This is a genomic window from Campylobacter sp. US33a, assembly GCF_004378855.1.
GTDB lineage: Bacteria > Campylobacterota > Campylobacteria > Campylobacterales > Campylobacteraceae > Campylobacter_D.
This window is the reverse complement of record NZ_RYYL01000004.1, coordinates 169,179-186,613: the sequence shown is the minus strand read 5'-3', so window position 1 is coordinate 186,613 and position 17,435 is coordinate 169,179. Positions and strand designations below refer to the sequence as shown.

The 17,435-nt window shown below is 29.7% G+C and carries 13 protein-coding genes, 1 tRNA gene and 2 pseudogenes; 6 read left to right on the top strand and 10 right to left on the bottom strand.

Annotation, left to right across the window (positions count from 1 at the left end; all coding sequences use genetic code 11):
- Together ELQ16_RS10265 and ELQ16_RS04455 are read right to left on the bottom strand one after the other, a co-directional pair.
- A pseudogene (locus ELQ16_RS10265) lies at positions 1-303 on the bottom strand (hypothetical protein); the annotation flags it as partial.
- Positions 304-347: 44 nt separating this feature from the next.
- Complete coding sequence (locus ELQ16_RS04455; RefSeq protein ID WP_134238359.1) at positions 348-2,009, bottom strand: 4Fe-4S dicluster domain-containing protein; 1,662 nt, start codon at positions 2,007-2,009, stop codon at positions 348-350.
- A gap of 94 nt (positions 2,010-2,103) precedes the next feature.
- Here ELQ16_RS04455 and selA point away from each other — a divergent pair, with 94 nt between their 5' ends.
- From selA to ELQ16_RS04435, 4 genes are read left to right on the top strand one after another with little or no spacing between them, the layout of a single operon-like run.
- A complete protein-coding gene (gene selA / locus ELQ16_RS04450; RefSeq protein WP_134238358.1) occupies positions 2,104-3,426 on the top strand; it encodes an L-seryl-tRNA(Sec) selenium transferase in 1,323 nt (440 codons plus the stop codon).
- Positions 3,423-5,222, top strand: coding sequence for a selenocysteine-specific translation elongation factor (selB, locus tag ELQ16_RS04445; protein ID WP_134238357.1), 1,800 nt, complete (start codon positions 3,423-3,425; stop codon positions 5,220-5,222). The genes selA and selB overlap by 4 nt, the downstream gene beginning before the upstream one ends.
- A 46-nt stretch (positions 5,223-5,268) precedes the next feature.
- Positions 5,269-5,991: a thioredoxin fold domain-containing protein gene (locus ELQ16_RS04440; RefSeq protein ID WP_134238356.1), complete on the top strand. Its 723-nt coding sequence runs from the start codon at positions 5,269-5,271 to the stop codon at positions 5,989-5,991.
- Entirely contained in the window at positions 5,984-6,508 is a 525-nt protein-coding gene (locus tag ELQ16_RS04435; protein ID WP_134238355.1) for a hypothetical protein, read from the top strand. Before ELQ16_RS04440 ends, ELQ16_RS04435 begins: the two co-directional genes overlap by 8 nt.
- Before the next feature lie 12 nt (positions 6,509-6,520).
- On the opposite strand, the gene ELQ16_RS04430 is transcribed toward ELQ16_RS04435, so the two are convergent.
- The 3 genes and pseudogenes from ELQ16_RS04430 to ELQ16_RS04420 form a co-directional block, all read right to left on the bottom strand.
- Positions 6,521-6,763, bottom strand: a complete 243-nt coding sequence (locus ELQ16_RS04430) for a replication/maintenance protein RepL (protein ID WP_134238354.1) — start codon at positions 6,761-6,763, stop codon at positions 6,521-6,523.
- Entirely contained in the window at positions 6,760-7,119 is a 360-nt protein-coding gene (locus tag ELQ16_RS04425) for a diacylglycerol kinase (RefSeq protein WP_134238353.1), read from the bottom strand. The genes ELQ16_RS04430 and ELQ16_RS04425 overlap by 4 nt, the downstream gene beginning before the upstream one ends.
- A pseudogene (locus ELQ16_RS04420) lies at positions 7,116-8,667 on the bottom strand (phosphoethanolamine transferase). The gene ELQ16_RS04425 and the pseudogene ELQ16_RS04420 overlap by 4 nt, the downstream one beginning before the upstream one ends.
- 126 nt (positions 8,668-8,793) lie before the next feature.
- Between ELQ16_RS04420 and ELQ16_RS04415 the strand changes: the two are divergent.
- Positions 8,794-9,552, top strand: coding sequence for an exodeoxyribonuclease III (locus ELQ16_RS04415; protein ID WP_134238352.1), 759 nt, complete (start codon positions 8,794-8,796; stop codon positions 9,550-9,552).
- A 19-nt stretch (positions 9,553-9,571) separates the two neighbouring features.
- On the opposite strand, the gene ELQ16_RS04410 is transcribed toward ELQ16_RS04415, so the two are convergent.
- Positions 9,572-10,138, bottom strand: coding sequence for a manganese efflux pump MntP family protein (locus ELQ16_RS04410; RefSeq protein ID WP_134238351.1), 567 nt, complete (start codon positions 10,136-10,138; stop codon positions 9,572-9,574).
- 106 nt (positions 10,139-10,244) lie between these two features.
- Here ELQ16_RS04410 and ELQ16_RS04405 point away from each other — a divergent pair.
- A tRNA-Glu gene (locus tag ELQ16_RS04405) sits at positions 10,245-10,319 on the top strand.
- Positions 10,320-10,391: 72 nt separating this feature from the next.
- Here the strand turns inward: ELQ16_RS04405 and ELQ16_RS04400 are convergent.
- The 4 genes from ELQ16_RS04400 to nuoL are packed head-to-tail and all read right to left on the bottom strand — an operon-like array spanning position 10,392 to position 17,435.
- Positions 10,392-12,764 (bottom strand): flagellar protein, encoded by a 2,373-nt coding sequence (locus ELQ16_RS04400; protein ID WP_134238350.1) that lies wholly within the window; start codon positions 12,762-12,764, stop codon positions 10,392-10,394.
- A 19-nt stretch (positions 12,765-12,783) separates the two neighbouring features.
- Entirely contained in the window at positions 12,784-14,154 is a 1,371-nt protein-coding gene (locus ELQ16_RS04395) for an NADH-quinone oxidoreductase subunit N (protein WP_134238349.1), read from the bottom strand.
- A complete protein-coding gene (locus ELQ16_RS04390; protein WP_134238348.1) occupies positions 14,144-15,637 on the bottom strand; it encodes a NuoM family protein in 1,494 nt (497 codons plus the stop codon). The genes ELQ16_RS04395 and ELQ16_RS04390 overlap by 11 nt, the downstream gene beginning before the upstream one ends.
- A gap of 1 nt (position 15,638) precedes the next feature.
- Positions 15,639-17,435: an NADH-quinone oxidoreductase subunit L gene (gene nuoL / locus ELQ16_RS04385; protein WP_134238347.1), complete on the bottom strand. Its 1,797-nt coding sequence runs from the start codon at positions 17,433-17,435 to the stop codon at positions 15,639-15,641.

Below are 17,435 nucleotides of genomic sequence, written 5' to 3'. Positions count from 1 at the left end.
TCTGCTTTAGTCCAAGGAGCTATGCTTCCTTTAATAGGATCTTTTAAATAAATACTTTGCCAATCTTTAAATTCAAGTAAAGTAGAAGCTTGTCCTGTATAAAAGTTAGGATCTAGATATCTAGGTTGATAGTCTTTGTAGGGAGAGTTTTGTTTGATATTGTGTGCTTCAAACAAAGCTTTAGAATATTCTTGGGTGTATTTGCCTACCTTAGCTCCCCCATCACTTAATAAAATTTTATTCGTTTTTTTCTACATCTAATATAACACCATTAGGCATATAAATTTCATAAGTTTCACTCATTTTTATCCTTTCATCCTATATATAAACCATTTTTTATAACAAAATTACCTATTTTTCATTGCTTCTATCATCACTTTTGCCTTACAATCTGCACAGCAATAAAGTGTTTTTAACTTACTTTCATCATTGGCAAACTTAGCTTTCATCAAATTTGCGATTTTTTCTACCGCCTTTTTTGTAGCGAATTCTTTTCCACATTCTATACAAGCAAAAAGATCATCTTTTGCCATGGTTTTATACTCAAAATAATTCGGATTAAATTCCATTCCACTACGCGTAAGTTTTAAAGTGTCTTTTTCGGCACAACTTACTTCGCAATACCCACAAGTCGTGCAAAGCGAAGCATTAAATTTTAAAGCATTTTCTTTAGCATCAGCAATCAACGCACCCACATTACAAGCTCCCACGCAAGAAAGACAAAGCGTGCAAGTGTTTGCATTGATTTGTATTTGTCCATATCTTAGCCATTCTCCGCTTTCTTTTGTGCCAAAATCATCATTTTTAATCAAATTTTGCATCCTTTTAGCAAAATTTTCCCTAGTGCTTAGAGTGTTATTGTGGAATTCAAAACTTAAGCTTTCTATGAATTCTTGCTTTTCTAAAGCCTCTTGTAATTCTTTTTCATCTTTTGCTACAAAAATGGCTTTTTTGTTAAATTTTCTTTCAAAAAAGGTATTCAAAAGCTCTATTGCCTCGCTACTTCCACGCGAAATGAAATCGGTGTAAAAAATCAAATTTGCACCACTGCTTTGCAAAAGAGTTAAAAAATGCATATGAGATAGCCATTTTTCCCCTTCTATCATAAAAGGCAAAACGCTTTTTGGTAAATTGATATTTAAATTTTCTAAAGGCATTTTTTTAGGTATGATTAAAATTTTACCCTCTTTATAAAATTTACAAAGCTCAAAAAAACTTTGTCTTGGCATAGGCGCATAATCAAGCGAACCACTAGGACACACGCTAATGCAACCTCCACAACCCAAGCAATCCACTTGAGAAAATTCCAAATGTTTATTTTCATCATCTTTTAAAATTGCTGTTGTTGGGCAAATCTCGGCACATTTTGCACAATGCTCACTACGTCTTTCATGGTATTGACATACGCTAGAATCATAAGTAATATAAGTTTTAAATTTATATTGTGGGCTTTTGCTTTGTAAAAATTCAAGCAAAGCTTCATTATCTTTAAAATTTTTTATATTATAGCAACCACTTTGTCTTGTAAAATCTTTACGAATTGCATTTAAATCAGTGTTAAAAAGTAAAATATCAAAATCAATTTCTACTTCTTCGTTCTCATTTAAAATCACCGCGCAAAGCTCACCTATACTTCCAAAAACAGCCAAAATTTCTTCATTTTTTAAACTGATGACTTTAAAGCCTTGCTTTTTTAGAAAATCAGCCTTATCTTTACTAGAATCCACTAAAATAATGCGATTTTTCACTTCTTTATCCTGCTCTAAATCAAGCCCCAAATCATAAACACTTGCCCTAGCTTCGTAAAGTTTTAATACATTTTTACTTTTTTCTAAAATTTCATCTTGTGAGTTTTTGAGATAAAAATTAATTTCTGGAGCATAAATGATAGCTTTTTGGCTTTTATCATTAGAAATTAAAACCTCATCATCAATGCTTTTTTCCAAAATTTTAATCTCATCGCTAAGAGGTATAAGAACTTCGTTTTTAATATAAATAAAATCTTGCATTTTTATCCTTCGTTTTTGAAAAATCATAGCAAATTGTAACTTTGCATTGTATGAAAATTATGCTAGAATTGTCCTTATTTTCTTAAGGTTTAAGATGAACAAATTCAGAACTTTTCCACAAATTGGGGCTTTAATTGACGATGAAAGTTTAAAAGAATATCCTTTTTATTTAAAAGCTCACTTTTGCAAAAGCGTTGTTGCAAAACTCAAAGCAAATTTAGATGAAAAAGCCCTTGATAAAGCAAATATCTTAGAAGAAATCAAAAAAGAAATCAAAAAACATTTGCACAAAGACTTACAAAGCGTGATTAATGCTAGTGGCGTTGTTATCCATACAAATTTGGGGCGAAGCGTTATTGATGAAAGCATTTTTGAAAGCTCTAAAGAAGTGCTTTGCAATTACGCTAATATCGAATTTAATTTAGAAAATGGCAAAAGAGGAAGTCGCTATGCATTAGTGCTCGAAAAGCTTAAAATGCTTTTTGAGTGTGAAGATGCTTTGATAGTAAATAACAATGCTGCCGCAGTTTTTTTGGTGCTAAATTCACTTTGCTTTGATAAAGAACTCATCACTTCAAGGGGCGAACTTGTAGAAATTGGTGGAAGTTTTCGTGTAAGTGAAGTGATTAAAGCTGCTGGGGTAAAGCTTTTAGAAGTGGGCACTAGCAATAAAACACACCTAAAAGATTATGAAAAAGCCATAAATGAAAACACTAAAATGCTTTTAAAAACTCATAAATCAAATTTTGCCTTAATTGGTTTTTGTAGCGAAGTTAGCATAAAAGATTTGGGGATTTTGGCTAGAGAAAAAGGGCTTTTGAGTTATTATGATTTAGGTTCTGGATGGTGTGAGAATTTAAATGCAAAATTAGTTAAAAATGAGCCTAAAATTAAAGATTTAATTAAGCATTGTGATATTTTAAGTTTTAGCGGGGATAAGCTTTTTGGTAGCGTGCAAGCTGGAATCATACTGGGCAAAAAAGAACTTATTGATAAAATCAAAGAAAATCAACTTTTAAGAATGTTAAGAGTAGATAAAATTACTCTTGCTTTTTTAAATGAGAGTCTTAAGGCTTATCTTGAAAAAGATTATGAAAAAATCATAACTTTAAAACTTTTAAACGATAATTTAGAACATATAAAAGAAAAAGCTTTAAAAGTGCAAAATGAGCTTAAATTTCAAAGCGAGTTAAGAACAAGTAAAAGCTTAGTCGGCGGAGGATCAATGCCCGATAAAACCTTGGATACTTTTGTTTTAGCCTTTAAGGGCAATGCTTTAAATTTGCAAGAGAAATTCAGGACAAAAAATATCATAGGACGCATAGAAAATGAAGCTTTTGTATTAGATTTTAGGACAATTTTGGAAAAAGACTTATCAAAGCTAATTAAAATTATCAATACTATGGAAAATTTATGAATTCACTTTTAATTGGCACTGCGGGGCATATTGATCATGGAAAAACTTCTTTAATTAAAGCATTAAATGGCTTTGAGGGCGATAGCTTAAAAGAGGAAAAAGAAAGACAAATCACTATAAATTTAAGTTTTTCAAATTTAATTTGCAAAGAAAAGCACCTTTCTTTTATCGATGTGCCCGGACACAAAGATTTGGTTAAAACAATGATAAGTGGGGCATTTGGCTTTAGTGCTTGTTTATTTGTAGTTGATATTAATGAAGGTCTAAAAGAACAAAGCATAGAGCATTTAGAAGTGCTTGAAATTTTAGGAATAAAAGATATTATTTTAGTATTTAGTAAATGTGATTTATGTGAGAATTTAAAAGAACAAGGGCAAAAAATTTTAAACGCGCTGAATTTTGTGCCAAAAGAAATTTTTTATACTTCCATTAAAGATGAAGCAAGTATTAAAAAATTAAAAAACTATCTTTTAAATTTAGAATGTAAAAATACGGATGAAAAACTTGTTTTTCGTTATTATATCGATAGGGTTTTTTCCTTAAAAGGCATAGGAACTGTTATTACAGGAAGCTTAAATGAAGGAAAAATTGCCTTAAATGAAAAAATCATTTGCCTTGATAATCAAAAAGAACTCATCATCAAAAATATACAAAATCATGAAAATAATTTTAATGAAATTTCAGCCTTTAACCGCGTAGCTTTAAGTTTAAATTGTGATTATAAAGAGCTAAAAAAGGGTTTTTTATTAAGTAAAAAAGGATTTTTTAAAGGTTTTAAAGAATGTGATGTTTTAATTAAAGCTAAGAATTTAAAAAATGCAAAAATGCTTTTTTGTGTAGGAACAAAAAGTATAGAATGCAAGGTTAATATTTTAAAAGAATTAGAAAATGATGAATTTTTCGCGCATCTTGATTTTGAAAAAAATCTTTTTTTATGCTTTGATGAAAAATTTGTTTTACTTCAAAACAACCGCGTTATAGGCGGTGGAAGGGTTTTAAATCCTATGAGCGAGCCCTTAAAAAGAGAGCAAAAAAATAAGTTTTTAATGTTTTTAAAAAATAAAGATCTAAAAAAGGCTTTCGAGTTTTTAACCAATACCCATAAATACGGCTTTGGTTTGCTTTCAAGTTATCAAAGATTTAAATTAGGCCATGAAGAAGCATTAAATTTAGCCAAAGAATTAAACGAAGTTTTTATAGATGAAAAAAATCTTAATGTTTATAATTTATCCATTTTAGACGAATTTAAGAAATTTGTTTCTTTTATACTTGAAAAAAATCCTTATGCCATGCTTTCAGCTATTTCTTTGGCCTTAAGGCTTTCTTGGGCTAGTGTGGAATTTTGCGAATTTGGACTTAAAAATATGACAAATTTACTTGATTTCAAAAATGGAGTGTATTTTAAAAAAGGAATTGATTTTGAAAAATTAAAAGAAAAAAACAATAACAAGCTTTATGAAATGCTTAAAAAACAAGGTATAAAAGCTGAAGCACCTTATAATTTATATGATTTTTTAGAGCTTGATAGAAAAAGCGGAGATGAAATGTTAAAAAAACTGACAAAGCAAAATCTCATCGTAAGATTAACACATAATCTTTTTGTAGAGAAAAATGCACTAAATAAGCTTATGGAAGAATGCTTTGAGCTTTTAAAAAATGAAAGTCTTGATGTGCAAAAAATGAAAGAGTATTTTAATTTTTCAAGAAAATACGCCATAGCTTATTTAGAATATTTAGACAAAAATGAAAAAGTAACAAAAATAAATGAAAAACGCTATTTAAAAGACAATATTTAATCAAATATAATAAAATTAAAAAAAATAAAAATTTTTAAGGAAAATAATGAAAAAAATTACTCTTGCTTTATTAATATCTAATGTTTTACTTTTTGGTGCTAGCAACCAAGAAATTATTGATTTTTATACTAAAGTTTATTCTTCACAAATACCTGATGTAAAAATTTCTGTTATAAAAAGAGAGAAAATTCCTGTTGATAATTTCGAAAGTGTTATTTTAGATATTCAAAGTGAAAATTTTAAAGAGCAAATCATTACTTTTACAAAAGATTCTGTTATAGTTCCTGATATTTTAGATCTTAAAAATGAAATTTCTTACCGACAAGCCTTTGAAATGGAAAAAATCAAACAAATAAAAGACAATTTTGAAAAAAATGCAAAAAATGAAGTTAAAAAAGAAACAATGCTTATAAGTCTAGGAGACAAAACTAAACCCTCAATGTATGTATTTTCAGATCCTGAATGCCCTTATTGTCGCAAACACCTAAAAAGTATCAAACAAACCTTAAAAGATTATCAAGTCCATCTTATCTTAACTCCAGTGCATGATAAAAGTGCTTTTGAAAAAGCGGCTTTGATTTATAAGGAAATTAAGGGTGCAAAAAATGATGAAGAAAAAATTGCTATTTTAAATAAATATTTCGATCCAAATATTAAAGATTATCCAAGCGTTAGTGAAAATGAGTTGCTTGAAGTCATCAAGCTAAATAATAAATATCAAGCCCTAGGCTTAATGCAAGTGCCAACCATTATAAAAGATGATGAATAAAATCTTACTTTGTTGTATTGCACTCTTTTTTACAGCTTGTATGAGTGCCAATATGCAAGCTTTTGTACAGACCAATAATGAAGGAATTTTTATCAAAAGTGAGAAAAATCAAAGCATAGCTTTTCATTTTAAAAATCCTTCAAATTATAACACAACCTTAGAATATCGCCTTAAGAAAAAATTCCAAGAATTAGGATTTAGAGTGGTTGATGATAATGCGGATTATAACGCGTATATCAATTTAGTTGATTTTAGAAAATTTTCTTTTGCACAAAGAATGAGTTCAGCCAGTGCTGATTTTTTCTTTAGTGGATTTGACACCATATATAATAATTATGAAATGTATGTTGAAAACTATTTCATCATGCAAGTGAATATAAAAATAGAAAGCAAAACACAAACACAAAAAACCAGTCTTGTAGCAAGAACAGCTTATCTTAGCAATTTAAAACGCTGCCAAGATGCTTTGGAAAATAAAATTATCGAGCAAATTTCAAGCTTTTTTTATTTCAATTGATTCTCAAAAGTTTTAATCAATTTTAAATTTTAACTGATAAAGTCCATTTTTAAGACGTTTGAAAAGCTTTTTTTCTTCTAAGAATTTAAAAGTAGCGATAATGGTAGGCTTGCTTTGGTTTAATTTTTCTTCTAACTCACTTATTTTTATGAAAATAAAGCCATTTTCATCAGCATTTTCACATAAAAATTGTAACAATTCAAAGCGTTTTTTGCCTAGAATTTCTTTGCAAAGGCAAAGTATTTTTTCGTTCATAAGAAAAATACCTTAAAAAGCACCACAAGCCAAGTACATACTGCCAAACACACACTAAAAAATACCGCTGCACTACCACAATCTTTAGCTTTTTTAGCTAAAATATGAAAATCATCGGTATATAAATCCACGCAAGCTTCAATGGCAGAATTTAAAGCTTCTACTATGAAAATCAATACTAAAACAGAAATTAAAATAAAATGCTCTGCAAAACTTAGTGGCAAAAATAATGAAAAAATTATCAAAGGCAAGGTGATTGCAACTTCTAGTCTAAAAGATTTTTCATCTTTGAGTAAAAATTTAATACCACTTAAAGCATAGCTTGAATTTTTAAATAAAGAATATTTTGGTTTCATTGATTTGCCTTTAAAGCTTGATTTAAAAGATCATAATTTACCTCATAAACACTTGAATTTACATCAAAATATCCCAAAAATGTGCTAAAAAGATTATCCTGTGAAAGTTTTAAGTTTTTGTGTTTTTGTGCTAAATCCATTAAATTTTCATCATTGCTCCAAAAAATCGCAGGAATATGTGTTTGTGTTTTTGGTGCTATAGTATAAGGCATTCCGTGCAAATATATGCCATTTTCTCCCAAACTTTCTCCATGATCTGAAAGATAAATCAAAGAACTTTGATAATCGCTTTTTTCTTTTAAAAGCTTGATAATCTCGCTTAGTATAAAATCCGTATAAAGCAAAGTATTATCATAGGTATTAATCAAAGCTTCATTATCGCATTTTGAAAGCTCATTTGTATCACATGTGGGTGTAAATTTCTTAAAAGCATCAGGATAGCGTTTATAATATGTTGGTCCATGAGAGCCTTGCAAGTGCAAAACGATGATATTTTGAGTACTTAAATTAGCCAATCTTTCTTTTAAATGTGGCAATAAATTCTCATCATAATCACTCGAAAGTTGTTTTTTATCCAAAAGTCTTTCGCAGACCCCTTTACAACCACCAGAATTATTATCTATCCACGCGGTATTTACGCCTACTTTTTGCAAAATATCCATAGCATTTTCACTAAATTCAGCACTTGAGTAATTTTGGCGTTTAGAAAAAGAAAACATACAAGGCAAGCTTACCGCCGTAGCAGTCCCACACGATGAAAAATCATTAAAAAACACAACGCCTTCTTTTTTAGTATAAAAATTCGTATCATTTTTAGCGTATCCATTAAGAGAATAATTTGCAGCCCTTGCGGTTTCACCTACCACTAAAACCAAAAGTTTTTTGGTGCTATTGTCTTCTTTAAAAGCATCTTTTGCTATGATTTTAAATTCAGGCTTTGGTTTTAAAAAACGCACATAATAACGATATACTGCATAAATTTGATAAAAAGGCACATTATACATTCTTATTTCACTATAATTTCTAAAAAAAGGCATAAAAGTCTTGCTTAAAGGCAAAAATGCGATTAAAAAAACAAAAAGTCCTAGCAATATACTTAAAATTCTAGTTCGCATTATTTTTATAATCCCCCCCCCCCAAGCTAGGGTTTTCAATGCGAATTCTTGAAATCAAAATGCAAAATACAAGCACTACGAAACTTAAAACAACCACACGCCAATTAATTAAATCCAAAACTTCCTTTGTATCAGTTTGGACAACATTTTGTATCATATCAGAATCAATCAAAACCCCATAAAAAGTGATAAAATAAATACTAACACAAGATGCTACAATAAAAAAAATAGAAAAAAACTTAGTTAAATATTTTACAAAAACAACCGATAAAATTGCATGCACCAAACCAAAGTAAGCTACAACAAAAACTAAAGTTAGCCATAGATTTTGTAATTTTTCATAAACAAATAAATGTAAATTAAAATTTAAAAGCGTGATTAAAATAGAATTTAAAAGCGTAAATTTGAACCATGAAATTTTAAGTTGGGGCATAGATTTCCTTTATCAAAATAAACATCAAAATGAAAAAAGAAGTTTAAAAAGAAAAAATTAATAGTTAGTAATAATTTTTATTAATTGTGCTATTATTTTACTTTTGAAAATTGTAAAGGATAAAAAATGAAATTACTTTCATGGAATGTCAATGGCTTAAGAGCGATTTGTGATAAAAATGCCCTTGATTGGATAGCAAATGAAGAAATTGATTTTATAGGCTTTCAAGAAATCAAAGCACACGAAGATAAATTTCCTAAAAAAATTTATGAATATCCTTTTAAGCATATGTATTCAAATTCTGCTAAAAGGGCGGGATATTCTGGCGTGATGAGTCTTTGTAATTTTGATAGTGAAGTGAAAAAATGTGAATTTTTTGATGACGAAGAGGGCAGAGTTTTAGAGCATCGCTTTAAAAATATCGCCCTTTTTAATATTTATTTTCCAAATGGACAAAAAGATGAAGAACGCTTGAATTTTAAGATGAAATTTTATGCGGATTTTTTGGTGTATTTAGACAAGCTTTTAAAAGATGGTTTTGAGATAATAATCTGTGGCGATGTAAATACAGCTCACAAAGAAATCGATCTTACTCATCCAAAAGCAAATGCTAATACTTCAGGCTTTTTGCCTATTGAAAGGGCTTGGATTGATGATTTGTTAAAGCTTGGATTTATCGATACTTTTAGAGAAATTAACGGCGAAATCAAAGAAAAATACTCGTGGTGGAGCTATAGGATGAAAGCAAGAGAAAGAAATGTAGGCTGGAGGATTGATTATTTTTTCATTTCAAAAGGCTTAAAAGATAAACTTAAAAATGCTTTTATAAGAGATGATATTTTTGGTTCAGATCACGCACCCATAGGAATTGAAATAGATATTTAAAACTATCTTAAAGATAGTTTTAACCTTCAAAAAATAAATGCTGGATTAAAATTTTAAATCCTAATAAAATTAATACCGCACCGCCAAAAAATTCAGCCTTGCTTTTAAGATAAATCCCAAAGGTATTACCTATTTTTAAGGCAAGCAAGCAAAACATAAAGGTAATAAATCCTATCAGCAAAAGAGCTAAAATTAAATTCACTTTCAAAAAAGCAAAACTCACGCCAATCGCTAATGCGTCAATGCTAGTTGCTATTGCTAAGCCAAGCATTATTTTAGCGCCAAATTGATTTGAGTTTGCATCGCAACTTTCATCTTCTAAGGCTTCTTTTATCATTTTAGCGCCAATTAAACCAAGCAAGATAAAAGCTATCCAATGATCTATAAATTTTACAAAATCACTAAAAGAAATTCCTATAAAATATCCTATGAGTGGCATTAAAGCTTGAAAGCCACCAAAATAACAACTTACGATTAAATAATGCCTAATTTGTAATTTTTTTACACTAAAACCCTTGCACAAAGATACCGCAAAAGCATCCATAGCTAAAGCACAAGCGAGAAAAATTAAACTTAAAATATCCATTGATTTCCTTATAAAAAAAGGAAAAATTATAACAAAATAAAATAAAAGTATATTTAAGTAGTTTATAAGCTTACTAGCTGTATAATTCAATTTCATTTTAAAAATTGGCCCATTCGTCTAGCGGTTAGGACATCGCCCTTTCACGGCGGTAACACGAGTTCGAGTCTCGTATGGGTCACCACTCTTTAACTTCTAAAAGCTAAAAACCCTTACAATTTAATTTTAATTTTATAAAAATAAGAAATATTAGAAATTATAAATTTTTATCAATTAATAATTGATTTTTATCTTGGCAAAGATTTTTCCAATTTGAAGTTGAATTTAAATCCAAACACTGTTGCAAGCTTTGTTTTTGTGCATTTAAATTTGCTAATTTCTCATAAACCAATGCTTGGGTATAAAAAATTCTTGCCTTTTCATCCGCATTTAAATTTTTAATTTTAATCAAATCCTTTAAAACCAACAAAGCTTCATCATACCTTTGGGCTTTATATAAAGCATCGAGATAGGTAAATTCTAATTGTGGGCTGAATAAATTTACACCTTTTAAGTTTTGATAATCAATCGCCTTTGTGGCATAAGTTAAAATACTTGTTTGCAAATTTCTATCCTTACAATATGTCACAAATTCATTATAAAGCTCAACCATTTCATAATTCATAGGAAATTTTTCTAAACGCATTAAAGATTTAATCGCATTATTATAATCATCCATTCTTAAATACGCTAAAAATTTCAACTTTAAAGCCTTAAATTTTTCCTCATCGCTTTTTAAAATTCGCGAATTTAAAATTTGAGTGCTTAAATCCAAAACTTGCTGATATTTTTTATCATCAAGCAATAAATTTGCCTTTTGCAAACCATAATAAATACTATCTTCATTATAATTTTTTTCGATATATTCTTTAGCCTTGTCTATTTTTGAAGTTCTAAGCAAACATTCAAGCATATGTTTTTTGCCATCAATGCCTTGAATGATCCCATAACTTTCGAAACGCAAATAAAGATCTGTAGCTTTAATACACTCATCTTTTGAAAGTTCTGCATTTAGACTATTAATAGCGGCTTTACTAAGATAGCCTTTATCATCTGGATTTTGACTTTGATCAATTAAATCTTTAAATTCTAAAACCTTAGAATAATTTCCTTCGTTAAAATACAATTTCACATCTTCACTTAAAGCTCTTTGAGAAATTTCATTATTGTATTGCTCTCTTAATTGCGTATAACGCTCATGCAGTAAAGTCGAATTATTATCTGCTGTATCAAAAAATATACGATCTGAAGCTTCTTTGATTTCTGTAATAAATTCTCCATCCATAAATTCTTCCACATAAAGATCGAGATATTTTTTAGCATCTTGATGCCTTGCAGTTTGACTTAGATCAAGTGCCAAATTTTTCAAGGTTTTTTCATATTCTGGATCTATGGTTTTTAAATCAAGAAAAACCTTTTCGTAAATTGCTGAGCTAAGATTATAAAGTTTATGCATACTTAAAAGCTCTGCTAAATCCAAAGCTCTATTTTTATCTTGAACAAAATAAGCAGGATTAGCTTCAAAAATCAAATTTATAAATGATATAGCCTTAGAATAATCTTTTTTTTCTATGTAATACTTAGCTAAAAAAGCTCCTGCACGACTGGCTAAATCTTTATTTTGACTTTGATAATAAATTTGCTCATTTAAAAGCATTCCCTCTTCTTTTTTACCTAAATGATAAAGATATTCTGCATAATCTAAAAGTGCAAGCTCTGAAAAATAATTTCCCGCATGCTCATTTTTTAAGATGCCAATCACATAATCAACATTATTTTTTTGACTAAGACCCATATAAGCTCTCATACTTAAATATAGAATTTCGGGAAAATTTTTATCACTCGTAAAAGTGCGCATCCAATTTTTGCTCTCTTCGAGCATAGCTTCCAAGACTGCTTGATCTTTATCTTCATCATTATAGGTATAAAGTTTATTTTGTGCCCTTAATTTATAAAGTATAAATTCACTCATAAAAATACTGCCACTGTAACGATTGATAGCATTTTGTGCGTCGCTAATTACTTGCGAATAATTACCTTTTTCATATTCATTTTTTATACGCACATAAGTATTAATATCTGCACTTTGTGGAATAACAACGGGATTTGATTCCAAATCTAAAGCTCCAATTGAAGGTAAAATCTCATGTGGAAATTTAATATCAAAATTTAAACCATCGCGTTCATCAACAAAATCAATTTTTTCTGAAAAAACAAAGGTGAAATTCTTTGATGTATTGATATTTTTAGTATTTTTAACATCTGTTTTTGCATAAAGCTCCGGATCTAAAATATACATTTTTGCTTCAATTTTTGGATAAATCAAAATTTGCAAATTGTCATTTTGCTTTTTAAATTCCAAGTCAAAATAATCAAATTTTTGATTTTGAAATTCTCGCTCAATATTTCCTAAAATATCGCACTGGAAATGAGATTTTCCATCAACAACAAGCTCTTTGCAACTAAATTCTTTATCATTTTTTAAATGCAAAATAGCAAAGGTAGAGTTATTTTCTCTACCTGTATTTAATACCAAATCAAAGCCAAAAAGATATATAAAACTTATACAAATTAAAATTAAAACTCTCATTGTGAGATTATACAATATTTTACAAGATTAACACATAAAATAAACTGGCAATTAAAGATAAAGTTAAAACCAAAATCTGAGACATTTGCAGTTTTTCAACACCCTCAAAGCCAAGATTCTTTTTGAAAAAAGCATAGATGATAATTTTAAAATAAGCAAACACAATCAATGCTGAACTTAAAGCCATAATAAGAGCTAAATACCAATAACCAGCCTCAATGCTTCTTAGCATAATCATTACCTTACCCCAAAATACACCAAAAGGCGGAATTCCTGCCAAACTTAAAACAAAAATTCCTAATAAAAGTGCTAAAACGGGTTTAAATTTAAATAAAGCCGCTAAAGCATCGTAAGAACTTGACTTTGTAAGGCTTAATAATAGAAAAGTGCCATAATTTGCAAAAGCAAATAAAGTCCAATAAGCCATCACGCTATCCAAAGATGAAGAGAAAAATTCATAATCTGATAATATTGGAATCAAAGCCATTAAAGCAAAAGAAGAATGCGAAATGGAACTATAAGCGAGCATTTTTTTCACATCATTTTGACTTAAAGCCACTATGCTTGAAATCAGCATAGAAAAAGATGCAAAAATCATCACCACATAAATGAAATTTGCTTGTGGTACAAAAGCAAAAAGACGACACACAAAAGCAACCATAGCAATCTTTGGAACAACGGAAATAAAAGCCACTAAATTTGCATTTGAAGCATAATAAACATCTTTAAGCCAAAAATGAAACGGCATTAAAGAAAGCTTAACTCCAGCAATTACTAGCATCATAGCAAATGCGCCTATCGTTAATACATCATTTGAATTTTGCATAGCTTTATTAATGGCTAAAGAGCCTGTTTTCATATAAATTAAAGCACAAGCTAAAACAAAAAATCCAGATCCTACCGCTGCAACGCTAAAATACTTTATAGCACTAGAAATAGCATTTCTTGTGCCTCGCATTGCAATTAAAGTATAAAGCGCTAAAGAAGAACTTTCAAGTCCTATAAAGATCAAAATCAAATTTGAGCTTGAAACCATAAGCATCAAAGAAGCTGCTATAAACAATAATAAAGCATAAAATTCACCCTGCTTTTGTTTTACATCCATTAAAACATAAAAAGCTGAAAAAATCAAAATGATTTTTTGTGCTCCTAAAGCCAAACTATCCGTTTGTAAAGTTTCAAAAAAGGCATAAGAATTAGTACTAAAATCTTCAAAATACATTAAAGCAAAACTAAATACCAAAAAAATCAGACTAAAAGCCACATAAAAACTGCGGTGAAGGTTTTTAAAAGCCGAGCATAAAAGTAAAATAATAGCTCCCATAACCAAAACTAAAACGGGAAAAGCCAAAGGAATATTCAAAATTTGGAAATCGATATTATTTAGCATGGCTCATATCCTTTAAATCTGATAAAAATTCGATACTGGCTTGATCTGTTGCCTTAAGCTGCATTATGTTTAAAAGCTCATTTACATTTGCTTCAATAGGATTTAAGAAAACAGAAGGAGAAATTCCTAAATAAAAAATTAGTATAACCACAATACTAAGCCCTATAATTTCTCTTGTTTTTAATGTAAAACGACTTACATGGCTTTCTTCGCCCATAAAAAACATTTTTCTAAAAACACTTAGCATATAAATTGCACCTAAAATAATGACAAGTCCCGCCAAAAGTGCATAAATAAAATTAATTTTAGCCACACCTAAAAGCACTAAAAATTCTCCAACAAAAGAAATGGTTAAAGGCAAAGAAATACTTGCAAAAAGCACTATGGCAAATAAGGCTGCAAATAAAGCACCTTTGGAAGCCAAAGCTTTATGATAAGAAATTTTTAAAGTTCCATATCTTGATCTTAAAATCGAAGCCATAATAAAAAGCGCACCTGTTACAAGACCATGTGCAAACATATAAAAAATCGCTCCTGTGAGTCCAAAAACATTTAAAGAAAAAATCCCTAGCAACATCACACCAATATGCGAAATAGAACTATAAGCAATCAGTTCTTTTAAATCATCAGCTCTATAAGCAATAAATGCTGTATATAAAATACTTACCACACATAAAGCAAAGATGAAAGGCATTAAAAAAACACTCGCATCAGGGAAAAGTGGCAAACAAAAACGCAAAAAACCAAAAGGAGCCATTTTAAATGCTACAAGCATTACAGAAGCAGTGGTTGGAGAATACGCATAAACCTTTGGCGCCCAAGTATGGAAAGGAAATAAAGGGCTTTTAATCGCAAAAGCGACAAAAAATGCTAAAAATAACCAAATTTGCACACCAAATTCAGGTGCAGAAATATGCTCTTGCCAAACAATAAGATCAAAAGTCCAAATATTTAACACTTGATGATTTAAAAAAGCCAAATAAATCATAGCTACAAGCATTAAAATAGAACCCGCAAAGGCATAAAGAAAGAATTTAACCCCTGCTTTGTAATCTTTAGAATGCAAACCTATAATATAAATTAATGGCAATAAAGAAAACTCCCAAAACACATAAAAAAGCAAGGCATCTAAAGCGCTAAAAAGCCCCATAATAGCAAATTCTAAAACAAATAAACTTACAAAAATTCCCTTGTGTCTTATTTTTAAACACAAAAAGGACAAAAATACCATTAAAGAACAAAGTAACATTAAAATAAGTGCAATAGAATCAACACCGATATGATAGTTTAATAAATAATTTGTAGCACTTTGAAGTTGATATTCAAAGGCATATCCTTTTGTGTATTTTAAAAATAAAGCTAAATTTAAAAGCAAAATCACAGCACTAGCTATAAGACTTAAAAATTTAATAGTGTTTTTATTTTTAAGTCCCAATAAAATAAAAGCCACAAATAAAGGCAAAAAAATCAATACATTCAACATCTTACATCACCCACAACAAAATTGATAAAATCACAAAACCAAAAATCAAAGCTCTAAGCATCAAAGAAAGACTGGCATTTAAGCTTATAAATTTTGAAGAAGCTAAAATGCCACCTGCTATTTTATTAACCAAGGTATCCAGTATGTAAATATCGCATTTTTTTAAAATCAAACACAAAAGCTCGTAAAATTTAATGAAAAATTTCTCATAAAACCTAGGAATATAATAATCGTTTTCCAAAAGTTTGTAAATGAAATTTTCCTCTATACTTGGCTTAAACCAATTAAAATGATAAGCAATAATAGCCAAAATCACACCCAAAATCGCTGCTGTGCTTGCGCAAATTATAACGATTGTGTTTTGCGCATCAATCACTTCTAATTTAACACTAAGATAATTGAAAAAACTATGCTCAAAAAATCCCGCAATCACAGCTAAAATCACCAAAGGACTCATAGCCAAAAGCGCTATTTTACTTGCTTCATGCGGATGTAAATCATGTCTTGCAGGAGTAAAAAACACCAACATTAAAAGTCTAAAACTATAAAAAGCAGTTAAGAAAGCTGCGATTAAAAGCACCAAAAAAATACCATGATGAAAAGAAATGAAAGAATATCCTAAAATTAAATCTTTTGAGAAAAATCCAGCAAAAGGATAAATTCCAGCCAAAGCCAAAGAACCTATAGTCATAAAAATAGCTGTAATTTTTAAAGGCTTGAAAAGCCCACCCATTTTTTTGATATCTAAATTATCATTCATAGCATGCATTACATTTCCAGCACCCAAGAAAAGCAAAGATTTAAAAAAGGCGTGAGTGGCTAAGTGAAACAAAGCTATACCATAAGCACCAAGCCCTGCAGCTACAAACATATAGCCAAGTTGTGATAAAGTAGAATAGGCAATAATACGTTTTAAATCCCTAGCCACCAAAGCCATAGAAGCCGCAAAAATAGCTACAAAAGCTCCAAGTAAAGCGATAAAATAAGAAACCTCGCTCACCAAAGCATAAATTTCTCCAGCACGAATAACCAAATAAACCCCTGCAGTCACCATAGTTGCAGCATGGATTAATGCCGAAACTGGCGTTGGACCCGCCATAGCATCAGCAAGCCAAGTATGAAAAGGAAACTGTGCTGATTTTCCCATAGCACCGATAAATAAACAAGTTGCGATTAAAATCAAAGCGTTATGATCTAAGCTTTGAACCATAGCAAAAACCTCATCGTATTTTAAAGTCCCTGCTTGTATATAAAGCCAAAAAATTCCTAAAAGCATACCTAAGTCTGCGATTCTATTCATTATAAAAGCTTCATTTGCTGCAAAAGAATAATTATCATTTTTATACCAAAAACCAATAAGCAACCAAGAACAAAGCCCTACGCCTTCCCAGCCCACAAAAAGTCCTAAGAAATTATCACTCATGACTAAAAAAAGCATAGAAAATACAAAAAGTCCTAAATAGGCAAAGAATTTATTAAAACCCTTATCGTGCGCCATATAAAAAATACTATAAAAATGCACACAAGTTGCCACAATGCCAACAACACTCATCATGGTAAGCGAAATAACATCAATTTTAAAGCTAAATGAAATACCCACAAGTCCTATCCATTGGCTAAGCTCTAAGCTGAGTTCTTGATTTTTATGCAACAAAATCAAAGACGCAACCATACTCACACCAACTAAAATAGAACAAACATAGCCCACTAAAATATTTTTCGTCCTAAAAGCAAAAAGACTCGCAAATAAAGAAGCGAGCAAAGGCATAAAAAGAGAAAGTAAAGCTAAATTTTGCAT

Coding starts and splice junctions, on each gene's coding strand:
- ELQ16_RS04415 (WP_134238352.1), top strand. CDS start 8,794: ATGAAATTACTTTCATGGAATGTCAATGGCTTAAGAGCGATTTGTGAT.
- ELQ16_RS04390 (WP_134238348.1), bottom strand. CDS start 15,637: ATGTTGAATGTATTGATTTTTTTGCCTTTATTTGTGGCTTTTATTTTA.
- ELQ16_RS04400 (WP_134238350.1), bottom strand. CDS start 12,764: ATGAGAGTTTTAATTTTAATTTGTATAAGTTTTATATATCTTTTTGGC.
- ELQ16_RS04435 (WP_134238355.1), top strand. CDS start 5,984: ATGAATAAAATCTTACTTTGTTGTATTGCACTCTTTTTTACAGCTTGT.
- nuoL (WP_134238347.1), bottom strand. CDS start 17,435: ATGCAAAATTTAGCTTTACTTTCTCTTTTTATGCCTTTGCTCGCTTCT.
- ELQ16_RS04430 (WP_134238354.1), bottom strand. CDS start 6,763: ATGAACGAAAAAATACTTTGCCTTTGCAAAGAAATTCTAGGCAAAAAA.
- ELQ16_RS04395 (WP_134238349.1), bottom strand. CDS start 14,154: ATGCTAAATAATATCGATTTCCAAATTTTGAATATTCCTTTGGCTTTT.
- ELQ16_RS04440 (WP_134238356.1), top strand. CDS start 5,269: ATGAAAAAAATTACTCTTGCTTTATTAATATCTAATGTTTTACTTTTT.
- ELQ16_RS04455 (WP_134238359.1), bottom strand. CDS start 2,009: ATGCAAGATTTTATTTATATTAAAAACGAAGTTCTTATACCTCTTAGC.
- selA (WP_134238358.1), top strand. CDS start 2,104: ATGAACAAATTCAGAACTTTTCCACAAATTGGGGCTTTAATTGACGAT.
- ELQ16_RS04410 (WP_134238351.1), bottom strand. CDS start 10,138: ATGGATATTTTAAGTTTAATTTTTCTCGCTTGTGCTTTAGCTATGGAT.
- selB (WP_134238357.1), top strand. CDS start 3,423: ATGAATTCACTTTTAATTGGCACTGCGGGGCATATTGATCATGGAAAA.
- ELQ16_RS04425 (WP_134238353.1), bottom strand. CDS start 7,119: ATGAAACCAAAATATTCTTTATTTAAAAATTCAAGCTATGCTTTAAGT.